Here is a 14,407-nt window from a genome sequence, read left to right as displayed (position 1 = left end):
CGTTAGGGTAGCCCGCCGGCCGCACGCCCGCTCCGGCCCCGCGCGCCGCGCCGCGCACCGCGTGCGGGGCGGCCGGCGGCAGGCCACCGACGAGGCGCCCGCCGGCCCGGCCCGCCGACGGCTGGGCACCGGCGTCACCTCGGGGGACCCCCGGCCGTCCTACACGGCGGCGAGGACGGCGGCCTCGACACGGTCCCGCTGCTCGTCCGACGGCCAGCCACCGACCAGGTAGAACGCGTCGACCACGTCGCCGCCGAGGGTGGAGATCCGGGCGGCGCGCACCTGCGCCCCGGCCTCGTCCAGCGCGCAGGTGACCCGGTAGAGCAGGCCGGCCGCGTCGGCGGCGCGCAACTCCAGCAGGACCGCGTCGGTGGCCGCCTCCCGGTGCCAGACGACGCGGGGGGCCGCACCGCCGCTGCGGGCGGCCAGGGCCCGACCGCGCAGCCGTTGGGTCACCGAGACGTCCCCGGTGACCGCGCGACGCAGGTCGGCGCTGAGCGCGATCGGGTCCGGGGCCAGCCCGTAGCGCGGCTGCACCCGGCACTCGACCAGGGCCCGGCCGTCGAGCGTGGCGGCGTCCGCCGAGATCACCTCCAGCCGGTGCAGGGCCAGGCAACCGGCGACCGTGGCGAGCAGCCCCCGCCGGTCGGCCGCGGCCACCGCCACCCGGTCCTCGGTCAGGTGTACGACCGGCAGCGGCCCGGTGACCAGCGCCGGGTCGGGGGCCGGCGGGGCGGGCACCACGCCGGTGTCCAGGGTGGTCCGCACCCGGGCGACCAGCTCGGCGATCAGCCGCCCCTTCCAGCCGGACCAGGCGGCCGGGCCGGTCGCGGCGGCGTCCGCCAGCACCAGGGCGTGCAGCAGTTCCAGCGTGGTGGTGTCGCCGACCCGCTCGGCCACCCCGGCGATCGTCTTCGGGTCGGACAGGTCGCGGCGGGTCGCCACGTCGGGCAGGAGCAGGTGCAGCCGGACCAGCGTGCCGATCAGCGCCGCCTCCTCGGCGGGCAGGCCGATCCGGGTGGCCACCGCCTCGGCCAGCGGCGCGCCGACGGTCGAGTGGTCGCCGTCCAGCCCCTTGCCGATGTCGTGCAGGAACGCGCCGATCAGCAGCAGGTCGGGGCGCTCGACGTCGCGGGTGTGCCGGCTCGCCTCGTACGCGGCCTGCACGAGGTGCCGGTCGAGGGTGAACCGGTGCACCGGGTTGTGCTGGGGCAGGCTGCGCAGCCGGGTCCACTCGGGCAGCCAGCCGTCGATCAGGCCGTACCGGTCGCAGGTCTCCCAGGCGGGCACCAGGCCGGGACCGGCACCGAGCAGGGTGATGAACGCGGCCCGCGCGGCCGGCGGCCAGGGCGCGGGCAGCGGCGGGCAGTACGCGGCCAGCCACTCGCAGGTGGCCCGCGCGATCGGCAGCCGGTGGCTGGCCGCGGCGGCGGCGATCCGCAGCGACAGGCTCGGGTCGGGGCGGGCCCCGATGGCGGTCCGGGCGAGCACCAGCTCCCCGTCGTGCTCGACCACGTCGCGGGCGACCGGGCGGCGCAGCGGCCGGCCGTCGACGCCCCGGCGGCGGCCGGAGCGGAGCCGGTCGGCGGCCCGCCAGGCGTCGTCGAGGGCGTGGCTGACGGTGCGCGCGTCGCCGGCCACCCGGCGCAGCAGGGCGTCACCGTCGCCGGCCTCCGCCCGCGTCCCCGCGTCGGCGGCCTCGGCCGACGACTGGCGCAGGCCGAGCAGCGCGGCCACCCCGGCGCGTTCCTGGGCGACCAGCCGGTCGACCCGCCGGCCCACCTGCTGGTGCAGGGCGTCGCGGGTGTCCAGCAGCCGCAGGTGGGCGGCGCGGACGGCGGGGCGCAGCGCGTCGGTGATCCCGGCGGTGGCGATGGCCCGCAGGATGCCCACGTCACGCAGCCCGCCGGCGGCCTCCTTGAGGTCGCCTTCGAGCAGGAAGGCCAGCTCGCCGTGGGTACGCCAGCGCACCTCGGTGATCTCCCGCAGAGCGGGCAGCTGGCGGACGGCGGTGCGCCGCCAGTGGTCGGTGGCGGTCCGGGTGAGGGTGTCGGCCAAGGCCCGGTCACCGGCGACGAACCGGGCGTCGAGCAGGGCGAGGGCGACCTTGACGTCGTCCTGGGCCACCGACAGCGCCTCGGCGAGGGTACGCACGGAGTGGTCGAGCCGGACCCCGGCGTCCCAGATCGGGTACCACAGCGAGGCGGCCAACTCGTCCACCCCGGCCACCCCGGCGTGCAGCAGCACCAGGTCGAGATCGCCGTAGGGGGCGCACTGCCGACGGCCGAGGCCGCCGACGGCGATCAGGGCGATGCCCTCCCGGGCCGGCAGCAGGCCGTGCAGCCAGGCGTCGAACGCCCCGGCCCGGGCGACCCGGGCCGGTTCGCCGATGCCCGCGGGAACCCCGACGACCCCGTCGACCAGGAGGTCCGTCCCTGCGTCGGTGCTGTCGTCCGACGCGTTCCTCCTGGTCGACGAGGTCATCTACAGGTCCTCCTACAGGGCGTCGAGGCCGCGCTCGCCGGTACGGACCCGGACGACCTCTTCCACGCCGGTCACCCAGACCTTGCCGTCACCGATCTTGCCGGTGCGGGCGGCGGCCACGATCGCGTCGACGACCTTGTCGACGTCCATCTCGTCGGTGAGCACCTCGACCCGGATCTTGGGCAGGAACTCGACCGTGTACTCGGCACCCCGGTAGACCTCGGTGTGCCCCTTCTGACGCCCGTACCCCTGGACCTCGCTGACGGTCAGGCCGGCCACGCCGAGAGCGTGCAGGGCCTCCTTCACCGCGTCCAGTTGGTACGGCTTGATGACCGCGGTCACCAGCTTCATGTCCAAGCCCTCCATTCTCCGAACGTTAACCGGCGACCTTCTCGTCCACCGGCGCGGCGGCCGGCTCGGGGGCCTCCGGGGAGGCCGGCTTCGCGCCGCCCGGGGTGATCCCGGCCATCGCGAACGCCCCGCCACCGGCACCGCCGGTGCTCGGGGAGAGGTCGTAGCCGCTCTCCGCGTGCTCGCTGATGTCGATGCCCTCGACCTCGTCGTCGGCCTTGACCCGGAAGCCGAGGGTCTTGTCGATGACGAAGGCGAGCACCCAGGCGACCCCGAAGGACCAGGCGGTCACGATCAGGCCGGCGAGGGCCTGGCGGCCGAACTGGGTCACGCCGCCGCCGTAGAACAGGCCGTCGGAGGCGCCGACCACGTCGCTGATCGCGGCGTTGACCGAGTTGGTGGCGAACAGGCCGAGCCACAGCGACCCGATCCAGCCACCGACGAAGTGCACGCCGACCACGTCGAGCGAGTCGTCGTAGCCGAGCTTGTACTTCAGGCTGATGGCCAGGGCGCAGACCACACCGGCGACGATGCCGAGCAGGACCGCGGCCCAGGGGGCGATGAACCCACAGGCCGGGGTGATGGCGACCAGACCGGCGACGGCACCGGACGAGGCACCGACCATGGTCGGCTTCTTGTCCTTGATCCACTCCACCGCGATCCAGCCGAGCACCGCCGCGGCGGTGGCGAGCTGGGTGTTGATGAAGGCCAGCCCGGCGACCGAGTCGACGGTCAGCTCCGACCCGGCGTTGAAGCCGAACCAGCCGAACCACAGCAGGCCGGCGCCGAGCGCCACCAGCGGGATGTTGTGCGGCTTCATGCCCTCACGCGGCCAGCCCAGCCGCTTGCCGAGCACCAGGGCGACGGCGAGGGCCGCCGCACCGGCGTTGATGTGCACCGCGGTACCACCGGCGAAGTCGAGCGCGTGGATCTTCCCGCCGATGATGCCGCCGCCCCACACCCAGTGGGCGACGGGGAAGTAGACCAGGGTGGCCCAGCCGAAGGCGAACAGCAGCCAGCCGCCGAACTTGGCCCGGTCGGAGATCGCGCCGCTGATCAGCGCGACGGTGATCACCGCGAAGACCATCTGGAACGCCATGAACACGTACAGCGGGACGCCGATGCCGCTGGGGTTCTCCGCCGTGGCGCCCCACAGGTCGGTCTCGGCGAGGAAGGTCTTGGTGCCCAGGTACGCACCGGGGTCGCCCCAGAAACCGTTGACGTCGGTCCCGAAAGCAATGCTGAAACCGTAGAACCACCACAGAACAGAGATGAGCCCGATGGCGGAGAAGCTCATCATCATCATGTTGAGCACGCCCTTGGCCCGGTTGAGGCCGCCGTAGAACAGCGCCAGTCCGGGGGTCATGAGCAGCACGAGAGCGGTCGAAACCAGCAGCCAAACGGTGTTGCCGCCGTCGATCGTCGGTGCTTCAGGCACGCTGGCCTCCTAAAGGTGAAGTTCCCTCCTTCGCGGCTTCCGGGGCAGCGTCGCCCGTACGCCGGTTGCGCGGAAGCTTGGTCGGCGGCTGTTTCCTGGACCGACACCCCTCGATTTCCGACACGTGACGGGTTGTTTCCGGCGTGTGAAGAACCTCGATCATGAAATCCCGGATACGAAAGAGTGGCCGTTCCGGCAACGAACGGCCACTCTTTCCCCGTTGCGGTCGATCGGAGGGGCACTCCGCGCGTCCGGCGCGCGGGGATCACCGGGCCCCGGCTCGCGCGGGAGGTGCCGGGACCGGCGCGCAGGACGGGGCCCACCGTCAGCGGAGGGCGTACTCCAGGGCGTGCCGTTCGTAGTCGAGCAGGCGCAGGTCGCGCATCGGGCGACGGAGGTGACCCTTGTGCACGATCCGGACGAACGCCGGCTCCCCCGCCGCCGCCATCCGCCGGATGCCCTCCACGTGGTCGACGATCCGCTTGCGGATGGTCCGGATCAGCCGGTGCCGGTCCCGGGGGATCAACCCGTACGCGTCGGCGAACAGGCGCAGCCGGCGGGGCCGGTCCGGGTGCTTCCAGCCGAGCGTGATCGAGTCCCGGTCGGCGAAGATCGGCACCCAGGTCCAGGCCGCGTACGCCACGTCGTAGATCCGGGCCCCGGGCGAGGCGAGGTCGAAGTCGATCAGGCCGAGGGTGCCGTCGGGCCGCCAGATCACGTTGTGCGGGGCGGCGTCGTGGTGGCAGATCACCTCGGTGTCCGGGGGCGGCGGGCCGAACGAGCGCCAGACCGCGCCGGGCGGCGGGGCGAAACCGTACTGGGCGTCGTGGAACATCCGCAGCATGGTGGCCACCGTCACCAACGCCTCGTCGGTGACCCAGTGCGGGGCCAGCGGGTACTCCCCGCACTCCCCTTCGAGGTAGGACAGCACCTCCCGGTTGCGCTCGTCCATGCCCAGCGCCCGGGGCGCGCCGGTGAACCCGACGTACTCCAGGTGGCGCAGGAGGGCGTGCACCGAGGGCGTCCACGGGCCGGCGTTGCGCCGGACGGTGTCGCCGACCCGGACGACGGTGCTCACATTCCCGCCGTGCAGCGGGATCTCCTGCGAGGTCACGTACGGTCTCCCCAGGCCCGGCGCCGCATGGCGGGGGTCACGCCACCCGGCGTACGCGCGATCGTCGTTGCTCACCGCGAGGTTACGCGTCCCGGGCGAGCGGCTCGGTGCCGAGCAGCGCGTCGACGAACTGCGCCGGGTCGAACGGGGCCAGATCGTCCGCGCCCTCGCCGAGCCCGACCAGCTTGACCGGGATGCCGAGCTTGCGCTGTACGGCGATCACGATGCCGCCCTTGGCCGTCCCGTCGAGCTTGGTCAGCACCACGCCCGTCACGTTCACCACCTCGGTGAAGACCCGGGCCTGTTCCAGCCCGTTCTGCCCGGTGGTGGCGTCCAGGATGAGCAGCGTCTCGTCGATCGGGCCGTGCTTCTCGACCACCCGCTTGACCTTGCCCAGCTCGTCCATCAGGCCGATCTTGTTCTGCAACCGCCCGGCGGTGTCGATCAGCACGGTGTCGGTGCCGGCGTCGATGCCCCGGCGGACCGCGTCGAAGGCCACGCTGGCCGGGTCGGCGCCCTCCGCGCCCCGGACCGTCTCGGCGCCCACCCGGCCGCCCCAGGTCTCCAGCTGGTCGGCGGCGGCGGCCCGGAAGGTGTCGGCCGCGCCGAGGGTGACCGAACGCCCGTCGGCGACCAGCACCCGGGCGATCTTGCCGCAGGTGGTGGTCTTGCCGGCGCCGTTGACCCCGACCACCAGCAGCACCGCCGGCATCCCGTCGCGGCCGGTGGTGCGCAGCGACCGGTCCAGCCCCGGGTCGAGGGCGTTGACGAGTTCGGCGGCGAGCAGGTCGCGCAGCTCACCGGCCGAGCGGGTGCCGAGCACCCGGGTCCGCTCGCGGAGCCGGTCGACGATGTCGCGGGTGGCGTCGATGCCGACGTCGGCGGTGATCAGGCTGTCCTCGATCTCCTCCCAGGCGTCCTCGTCGAGGTGGTCGCGGGCGAGCAGGCCGAGCAGGCCCTTGCCGAAGGCGTTCTGCGAGCGGGCCAGCCGGGACCGCAGCCGGACCAGCCGGCCGGCGGTCGGTTCGGGGACCTCCAGCGGCGGGGGCGCGAGCACCGGCGGCTCGACCAGCACGCCGGTCGACAGGTCGGACTCCGCCGCCTCGACGGGTGGCCCGGCCAGGTCCTCCTCGGCCCGGGTGTCGACCTCGGTCTGCGGCAGCGGGGGTGCGGCACGCCGACGCAGCCGGGGCACGACCAGGCCGAGGCCGCCGAGGATCAGCACGCCGAGCAGGGCCAGTGCGACGAGGAGGTAGTCCGTCATGCCGAAATCCTGTCAGATGCCGACGACCGCGTCCCACTCACCGCCGCCAGACCCGGGCGAGCTGCGGGTACGCTCGCCGCTGCCGGGGGTGACCCACCCGCCCACGGGGTAGAAAAGATGAACCGTCTTCTCCTCGGAGGTGCCGCCCATGCCCGAGCCACGTCTGCTCATCGGCCCGTTGCTGCGCCGGGTCGTCGGCACCCGGGCGACGGTGTGGGTGGAGACCGGCGGGCCCGCGGTGGTCACCGTCCGCACGGCCGACGGCGCCACCGGCTCCGCGCCGACCTTCTCCGCGTACGACCACCACTACGCGCTGGTGGTGGTGGAGGGGCTCACCCCGGACCACGCCACCACCTACGAGGTGCTGGTCGACGACGAGCTGGTCTGGCCGGCGGCCCGCGACGGGTTCCCGCCCAGCGTGATCCGGACCAGGGCGGCCGACGACCGGGACCAGCCGGTCAGCCTGATCTTCGGGTCGTGCCGGGAGACCACCCAGCACAACACCACCCGACGGCTGCCCCCGGACGCGCTGGACGCGTACGCCCGGCGGTTGATGGCCGCGCCCGACCCGGACGACCTGCCCGACCTGCTGGTGCTGCTCGGTGACCAGGTCTACGCCGACGTCACCTCGCCCACGGTCCGGCGGCTGCTCAAGCGGCGTCGGCGGCGGCCGAAGGACGCCCCGGCCGACCAGGTGGTCAGCTTCGACGAGTACACCAAGCTCTACCTGGAGTCGTGGCGCGACCCGGAGATCCGCTGGCTGCTCTCCACCGTGCCGAGCGTAATGATCTTCGACGACCACGAGGTGATCGACGACTGGAACACCTCCCAGTCGTGGCGGGCCGACATGCGGCAGCAGGCCTGGTGGGCCGAGCGGATCCGCAGCGGCCTGGCCTCGTACTGGGTCTACCAGCACCTGGGCAACCTGGCCCCGGACGAGATCGCCGCCGACCCGCTCTACGCCAAGGTGGTCGCCGCCGAGGACGCCACCGACGTGCTGCGCGAGTTCGGCGAGCGGGTCGACAAGGAGGCCGACGAGGCGCACGACACCGAACGCTGGCGGGCCGTGCAGTACCAGTGGAGCTACGCGCTGGACCTGGGCCGCACCCGGCTGGTCATGCTGGACAACAGGTGCAGCCGGGTGCTCGAACCGGGCGGTCGGGCGATGCTGCCGGCCGGCGAGTGGTCCTGGTTCCTGGACCGGGCCCACGGGGTCTACGACCACCTGGTGATCGGCGCGTCGCTGCCCTGGCTGCTGCCGCCGGGCATCCACCACGTGGAGGCGTGGAACGAGAAGCTGGCCGACTCCGGCCGGCCGTGGGTCGCCGGGCTGGCCGAGAAGCTGCGCCGGGCGCTGGACCTGGAGCACTGGGCCGCGTTCCGCCGCTCGTTCGACGCCCTCGGGGCGCTGTTCGTGCGGCTGGGCAGCGGCGCCCCGGGCACCCCGGGGGACCGGGTCGGCGCGGGGCCCGCGTACCCGGCGCCGGCGTCGATCAGCGTGCTCTCCGGCGACGTGCACCACTCGTACGTGGCGCGGGCCCGGTTCGACGACCCGGCGGTGCGTACCCCGGTGCACCAGCTCACCTGCTCGCCGATCCACAACCAGGTGCCGGCGGCGATGCGCCCGTTGATGAAGCTGGGCTGGAGCGCGGGGCCGGCGGCGGCCACCCGGGCGCTGGCCCGCTCCGCCGGGGTACGCCGCCCCACGGTGCGCTGGAAGAAGCTCGCCGGCCCGTACTTCGGCAACGCGGTGAGCACGCTGCGCCACACCGGGCGGGAGGCGGTGGTGCTGATCGAGGGCACCACCAGCGACGGGCACCTGCGTGAGGTGGCCCGACAGCGGCTCTCCTCGGCGAAGTGACCCGCGCCACGTACCCTCGGTGCCGTGGACGATCATCTGCCGGAGACGCTGCGCGTGCTGGAGCACGAACTGACCGCGCTGCTCCGCCGGGGCCGGGCGCTGTCCTGGGAGATCGCCCGGGAGGTGCACCCCAACCTGGAGCCCAACGCGTACGGCCTGCTGTTGTGGTTGCGCCGGTCCGGGTCGACCCGGTTGACCGACCTGGCCGTGCAGCTCGGCATCGGTAAGGGCACGTTGAGCCGGCAGATCCAGGGGCTGGAGGCGTTGGGCCTGGTGCGCCGCGACCCGGACCCGGTCGACCGGCGGGCGGCGCAGCTGCGGCTGACCGAGGAGGGCACCCGGCGTTTCGACGCGGCCCGGTCGGCCCGGATGGACCAGATCAACCGGTCGATGGAGACCTGGCCGAAGCGGGACGTCGAGGAGTTCGCCCGCCTGATGCACCGGTTCAACGAGACCTTCTGAGCCCCGTGGTGCCCCGGGGACGGGGGAATAGAGCCTTGTCACGTCCGGTTGTTGCTTGAGGCAACGAACGCTTACGGTTGCCCGAGGCACCCTTTTCACCACCAGCGGAGGCAGCGACGATGACCCAGGCGACAGCGCCCACCCGGGCGACCGGCGTCGAGATGACCCACCGGCAGATCCTGGAGGCCCTCTCCGGACTGCTGCTGGGCATGTTCGTCGCGATCCTCTCCTCCACGGTCGTCTCCAACGCGCTGCCGCGGATCATCACCGAGCTCAAGGGCGGCCAGTCCGCCTACACCTGGGTGGTCACCTCGACCCTGCTGGCGACCACCGCGACCACCCCGATCTGGGGCAAGCTCGCCGACCTGACGAGCAAGAAGATCCTGGTCCAGCTCTCCCTGGCCATCTTCGTGCTGGGCTCCGTGCTGGCCGGCCTGTCCCAGTCCACCGAACAGCTCATCGCCTGCCGGGTGCTCCAGGGCGTCGGGGCCGGCGGCCTCACCGCCCTGGCCCAGGTGATCATGGCGACGATGATCGCGCCCCGCGAGCGCGGCCGGTACAGCGGCTACCTCGGCGCGGTGATGGCCCTCGGCACCATCGGCGGCCCGCTGATCGGCGGCGTCATCGTCGACACCGACTGGCTCGGCTGGCGCTGGTGCTTCTACGTCGGCGTGCCGTTCGCCGTCGCCGCCCTGGTGGTGCTCCAGAAGACCCTGCACCTGCCGGTCGTCAAGCGGCAGGTCAAGATCGACTGGTGGGGCGCCACCCTGATCACCGCCGCCGTGTCGCTGCTGCTGATCTGGGTCACCCTGGCCGGCGACAAGTACGACTGGCTCTCCTGGCAGACCGCCGTCATGGTCACCGGCGCGATCGCGCTCGGCGTGCTCGCCGTCCGGGTGGAGAACCGGGCCAGCGAGCCGATGATCCCGCCCCGGCTGTTCCGCAACCGCACCATCACTCTCGCCGTCGTGGCCAGCATCGCCGTCGGTGTCGGGATGTTCGGCGCCTCGGTCTTCCTCGGCCAGTACTTCCAGATCAGCCGGGGCGAGAGCCCGACCATGTCCGGCCTGATGACCATGCCGATGATCCTCGGCCTGCTGGTCTCCTCCACCGTCGTCGGCCGGATCATCACCAACACCGGCCGCTGGAAGCGCTACCTGGTCGCCGGCTCCGCCCTGCTCACCGCCGGCTTCGCGCTGATGGGCACGATCCGCTACGACACCCCGTACTGGCACCTCGCGATCTACATGGCGCTGATCGGCCTCGGGCTCGGCATGACCATGCAGAACCTCGTCCTGGCCGTGCAGAACACCGTCGGCACCCACGAACTCGGCGCGGCCAGCTCGGTGGTGGCGTTCTTCCGCAGCCTCGGCGGCGCGGTCGGCGTGTCCGTGCTCGGCGCGGTCCTCGGCCACCGGGTCAAGGACTACATCGCCGACGGCCTGACCGCGCTGGGCATCCCGGCCGGCGGCGCGGGCGACGGCGGCGTGCTGCCGAACGTGCACACCCTCCCCGGCCCGATCCGGGTCGTGGTGGAGAGCGCCTACGGCCACGGCGCCGGCGACATCTTCCTGGCCGCCGCCCCGTTCGGGCTGATCTCCCTGATCGCGGTCCTGTTCATCAAGGAGATCCCGCTGCGGCGGCACAACGGGGACCCGCTGACCGAGACCGTCGCGCAGGAGTCCGCCGTCGCCGCGGGCGGCGGGGCGGCGGTGGTCCGCACCGGGACCCGGGACTGACCGGTGGGCACCCCCGTCGAGCGTGAGCAGTACGGCCCGCAGGCCCGCCCGCTGGAGTTCGAGCGGGGCACCGACGGGCCCCGGGTGGTGCTGGTCGGGGTCGACGGCAGCCGGACCTCGCTGCGGGCCGCGTCGTACGCGGCGGGGCTGGCCCGCCGGCAGCGCGCCGGGCTGGTGGTGGTCTTCGTCAGCGCCCCGGCCGGCTACGCCTCCCTCATGCCGGGGGTGGTGGCCGGGGCGGTCCAGCAGACCCACGACGAGTTGGCCGACGAGCTGCGGCAGGAGTGCCGCCGGGGCGCGGAGGAACTGGGCCTGCCGGTGACGTTCCTGTGCCGGCGCGGGGACGCGTACGCCGAGTTGCGGGCGGCGGCCGACGAGTCCCGGGCGGACCTGGTGGTGGTCGGCTCCTCCGAGCAGGCCGGGCACCGGCTGGTCGGTTCCGTCGCCACCCGCCTGGTCCGCACCGGCCGCTGGCCGGTCCTCGTCGTCCCCTGACCGGGAACGGGGACCGGGAAGTGTCGGACCGGTGGGCGAGGATGACCGGCATGACCTGGCGCGCACCGGAGATCACCCGGACCCCGGAACTTCCCGTCGGCGACGAACGGCCCATGCTGGAGAGCTGGCTCGACTACCACCGGCAGACCCTGCTGCTCAAGTGCGCCGGGCTGACCGCCGAGCAGTTGCGCACCCCGAGCGTGGAGCCGTCCGGGCTGACCCTGCTCGGCCTGGTCCGGCATCTCGGCGAGGTGGAGACCTGGTGGTTCCGGGAGAACTTCGCCGGGCAGCAGGTCGACTACCCGTACTACACCCCCGACGATCCGGACGCCGACCTCGACGTGAGCCACGCCGACGCCGAGGCCGACCTCGCCACCTACCACCGGCAGGTCGAGCTGGCCCGGGCCGCCACCGTCGGCCGCTCGCTCGACGAGACGTTCACCGAGGTCGGCCCCCAGCGGCGGACCTTCAGCCTGCGCTGGGTCTACCTGCACATGATCGAGGAGTACGCCCGGCACAACGGCCACGCCGACCTGATCCGGGAACGCCTCGACGGCGTCACCGGCGAGTGACCTCGCCGCCCGGCCGGGCCCGGCGTCAGCGGGCCAGCGCCGCCCGCAGGTAACGCAGCCCCTCCGGCCCGCTCCACCGGTACGCCGACAGCCCGGCCGCCCGCGCCCCCCGGATCGCCCAGTCCTCGTCGTCGACGAAGAGCACCCGCGCGGGCGGGGTCTCCAGGGCGGCGCAGGCCGCCTGGAAGTACTCCTTCGCCGGCTTGTGCACCCCGACGACCGAGGAGTTGACCACCACGTCCAGCTCACCGACCAGGCCCAGCTCGGCGAGGTCGGTGTCGAGCAGGTCGGTGGCGTTGGTGCCGAGCCCGACCCGGATGCCGTTGGCCCGTGCCTCGCGGACGAAGGCCAGCACGTCGGCGTCGACCTCGCCCCGGTAGCGCTGCCACTGCTCCACCGCCGCCCGCGCCCGGTCCGGGCCGACCGACTCGCTCAGCGCGTCGGCCACACTGGACATCCAGTCGGCGTGGCTGACCTGCCCGGTCAGCACCGGTTGCAGCCGCCCCCAGTGCATGGCGATCTCGCCGAGCACCCCGGCGGCGAGGCCGTACTCCTGTTCGACGGCGGCGGCCACCGCCGGGTCCCAGTGCCGCAGCACGCCGTCGAAGTCGAGCAGGAGCGCCGTCGGCCGTTCCCGTGCCACTACTGATTCTCCTCGTGTCCGTCGGACCGCTCGGCGTCGGTCCGGTTGAGCCGTTGGCTGATCACCTGGGTGACCCCGCTGCGCATGGTCACGCCGTAGAGCGCGTCGGCGATCTCCATGGTCCGCTTCTGGTGGGTGATGACGATCAGCTGGCTCTTCTCCCGCAACTGGGCCAGCAGGGTGATCAGACGGCCCAGGTTCACGTCGTCGAGGGCCGCCTCCACCTCGTCCATGATGTAGAACGGGCTGGGCCGGGCCCGGAAGATCGCCACCAGCATCGCCACGGCGGTCAACGACCGCTCGCCGCCGGAGAGCAGCGACAGCCGTTTGATCTTCTTGCCGGGCGGCCGGGCCTCCACCTCCACACCGGTGGTGAGCAGGTCGTCGGGTTCGGTAAGGATCAACCGGCCCTCACCGCCGGGGAACAGGACCGTGAAGACCTGCTCGAACTCGCGGGCGGTGTCGGCGAACGCGCTGGCGAAGACCTCCAGGATGCGCTCGTCGACATCCTTGACCACGGTGAGCAGGTCACGCCGGGTGGCCTTGAGATCCTCCAACTGCTCGGAGAGGAACTTGAAGCGCTCCTCCAGGGCGGCGAACTCCTCCAGCGCGAGCGGGTTGACCTTGCCGAGCAGGGCCAGCTCCCGTTCCGCCTTGGCGGCCCGCTTCTCCTGCACCGGCCGCTCGTAGCGGACCGGCTCGGGCACCGGCAGGCCGTCGCGTTCGGCCGCCGCCACGTCCACCGGGGTCGGCGGGACGGGCTGCGCCGGGCCGTACTCGGCGACCAGGGTCTCCACGTCCAGGCCGAAATCCTCGGCGGCCTTCGCCTCCAACTGCTCGATGCGCAGCCGCTGCTCGGCGCGGGCCACCTCGTCCCGGTGCACCTGGCTGGTCAACCGCTCCAGCTCCGCGCCGAGCCGCTTCGCCGCGCCGCGTACCTCCTGGAGTTCCGCCTCCCGGGCGGCGCGTTCCCGGGCGACCGCGTCGCGGTGCTCCTCGGCCCGCGCGATCGAGGTGCCGAGCCGGGTCAGCGCCTCGCGGGCCCCGCCGACCACGGCGCGGGCGATCGCCGCGCCCCGGGTCCGGGCCGCCCGCCGCGCCGCCGCCCGCTCCCGGGCCGCCCGCTCGGCGGTGGCCTGCCGGGCCAGCGAGTCGGCCCGGCCGGCGATCGAGGCGACCCGCTCCTCGGCGGTACGCACCGCGAGGCGGACCTCCATCTCGTTCTGCCGGGCCCGGGGCACCATCGCGGCGAGCTGGTCCCGGTCCTCGGTGGAGGGTTCGGCGTCGATCGGGGTGTCCTCGGCGAGCCGGAGCCGCTCGGCCAGCTCGGCGAGGGCGGTCAGGTCGCGTTCCCGGGCCGCCTCGGCGCGGGACCGGCTCTCGCCGAGCCGGTCGGTCTCCGCCTTCGCCGACCGGGCCGCCGCGCCCAGCTCGGCCAGCCGGCGGGCGGCGGCGTTACGGTGGCTCTCCGCCTCCCGCTTGGCGGCGGCGGCGTGCTGCACCGCCTCCTTCGCGGCGGCCACCCCGGCGCGGGCGTCGACGAGTTGCCCGCGCAGTTCGGCGGCCGTCCGCTCGGCGGTCTGCCGGTTGGTCCGGGCCTCCTCCACGGCGGCCTGCACCTCGATGAAGCTGGCCGCCTTGGCCGACCCGCCGGCCGCCGCGTACGCCCCGACCACGTCACCGTCCGGGGTGACCGCGCGCAGCTCCGGGTTGCCGGCGACCAGCTCGGCGGCGGCGGCGAGGTCGTCGACCAGCGCCACGTCGCGCAACGCCCGGTGTACGGCGGGACGCAGCTCGGGGGCGCACTCGACCAGGTCCGGAGCCCACCGGGCGCCGGTCGGCAGCCGGGGGCGCAACGCGTCGGCGGAGCCGGTCATGCCGGGGCCGGCGGGGCTGCCGACCAGCAGGCCGGCCCGGCCGGCATCGGAGATCTTCAGCAGCCGCATCGCCTCGACGGCCTCGTCGACGCCGGTGACCGCGACCG

Annotated in this window: 11 protein-coding genes and 1 pseudogene; 5 read left to right on the top strand and 7 right to left on the bottom strand. The window is 73.7% G+C overall.

What is annotated here, in order from left to right; all coding sequences use genetic code 11:
- Nucleotides 1-159 precede the first annotated feature (159 nt).
- The 5 genes from H1A17_RS22885 to ftsY form a co-directional block, all read right to left on the bottom strand.
- Nucleotides 160-2,484 (bottom strand): [protein-PII] uridylyltransferase, encoded by a 2,325-nt coding sequence (locus tag H1A17_RS22885; RefSeq protein ID WP_145918355.1) that lies wholly within the window; start codon nt 2,482-2,484, stop codon nt 160-162.
- A gap of 12 nt (nt 2,485-2,496) precedes the next feature.
- Nucleotides 2,497-2,835 carry a P-II family nitrogen regulator gene (locus tag H1A17_RS22880; RefSeq protein WP_067307311.1) on the bottom strand — a complete coding sequence of 113 codons (339 nt, stop codon included), beginning with the start codon at nt 2,833-2,835 and terminating at the stop codon, nt 2,497-2,499.
- Between the two features lie 25 nt (nt 2,836-2,860).
- The gene (locus H1A17_RS22875) at nt 2,861-4,273 is read right to left on the bottom strand and encodes an ammonium transporter (RefSeq protein WP_145918354.1); all 1,413 of its coding nucleotides are present in this window, start codon (nt 4,271-4,273) and stop codon (nt 2,861-2,863) included.
- A 325-nt stretch (nt 4,274-4,598) separates the two neighbouring features.
- Complete coding sequence (locus H1A17_RS22870; RefSeq protein WP_194822858.1) at nt 4,599-5,462, bottom strand: aminoglycoside phosphotransferase family protein; 864 nt, start codon at nt 5,460-5,462, stop codon at nt 4,599-4,601.
- 7 nt (nt 5,463-5,469) lie between these two features.
- Nucleotides 5,470-6,651 carry a signal recognition particle-docking protein FtsY gene (ftsY, locus tag H1A17_RS22865; RefSeq protein ID WP_145918352.1) on the bottom strand — a complete coding sequence of 394 codons (1,182 nt, stop codon included), beginning with the start codon at nt 6,649-6,651 and terminating at the stop codon, nt 5,470-5,472.
- Nucleotides 6,652-6,799: 148 nt separating this feature from the next.
- Here ftsY and H1A17_RS22860 point away from each other — a divergent pair, with 148 nt between their 5' ends.
- From H1A17_RS22860 to H1A17_RS22840, 5 genes are all read left to right on the top strand, one after another.
- Complete coding sequence (locus H1A17_RS22860) at nt 6,800-8,512, top strand: alkaline phosphatase D family protein (RefSeq protein WP_194822857.1); 1,713 nt, start codon at nt 6,800-6,802, stop codon at nt 8,510-8,512.
- Between the two features lie 24 nt (nt 8,513-8,536).
- Complete coding sequence (locus H1A17_RS22855) at nt 8,537-8,974, top strand: MarR family winged helix-turn-helix transcriptional regulator (protein ID WP_240762663.1); 438 nt, start codon at nt 8,537-8,539, stop codon at nt 8,972-8,974.
- Between the two features lie 119 nt (nt 8,975-9,093).
- Nucleotides 9,094-10,713: an MDR family MFS transporter gene (locus tag H1A17_RS22850; RefSeq protein WP_145918350.1), complete on the top strand. Its 1,620-nt coding sequence runs from the start codon at nt 9,094-9,096 to the stop codon at nt 10,711-10,713.
- 3 nt (nt 10,714-10,716) lie between these two features.
- Nucleotides 10,717-11,208 carry a universal stress protein gene (locus tag H1A17_RS22845; RefSeq protein WP_145918349.1) on the top strand — a complete coding sequence of 164 codons (492 nt, stop codon included), beginning with the start codon at nt 10,717-10,719 and terminating at the stop codon, nt 11,206-11,208.
- A gap of 50 nt (nt 11,209-11,258) precedes the next feature.
- The gene (locus H1A17_RS22840; RefSeq protein ID WP_145918348.1) at nt 11,259-11,780 is read left to right on the top strand and encodes a DinB family protein; all 522 of its coding nucleotides are present in this window, start codon (nt 11,259-11,261) and stop codon (nt 11,778-11,780) included.
- A gap of 25 nt (nt 11,781-11,805) precedes the next feature.
- Here the strand turns inward: H1A17_RS22840 and H1A17_RS22835 are convergent, their stop codons facing one another.
- Nucleotides 11,806-12,423, bottom strand: coding sequence for an HAD family hydrolase (locus H1A17_RS22835; protein WP_145918347.1), 618 nt, complete (start codon nt 12,421-12,423; stop codon nt 11,806-11,808).
- Nucleotides 12,423-14,407 (bottom strand): annotated as a pseudogene (locus tag H1A17_RS22830) (AAA family ATPase); the annotation flags it as partial. The pseudogene H1A17_RS22830 and the gene H1A17_RS22835, both read right to left, overlap by 1 nt.

Origin of the sequence: Micromonospora sp. S-DT3-3-22 (genome assembly GCF_015354745.1) — a bacterium.
Lineage (GTDB): Bacteria > Actinomycetota > Actinomycetes > Mycobacteriales > Micromonosporaceae > Micromonospora > Micromonospora wenchangensis.
Note: the sequence above shows the minus strand (reverse complement) of the source record. Positions and strands in the feature narration are given on the sequence as shown.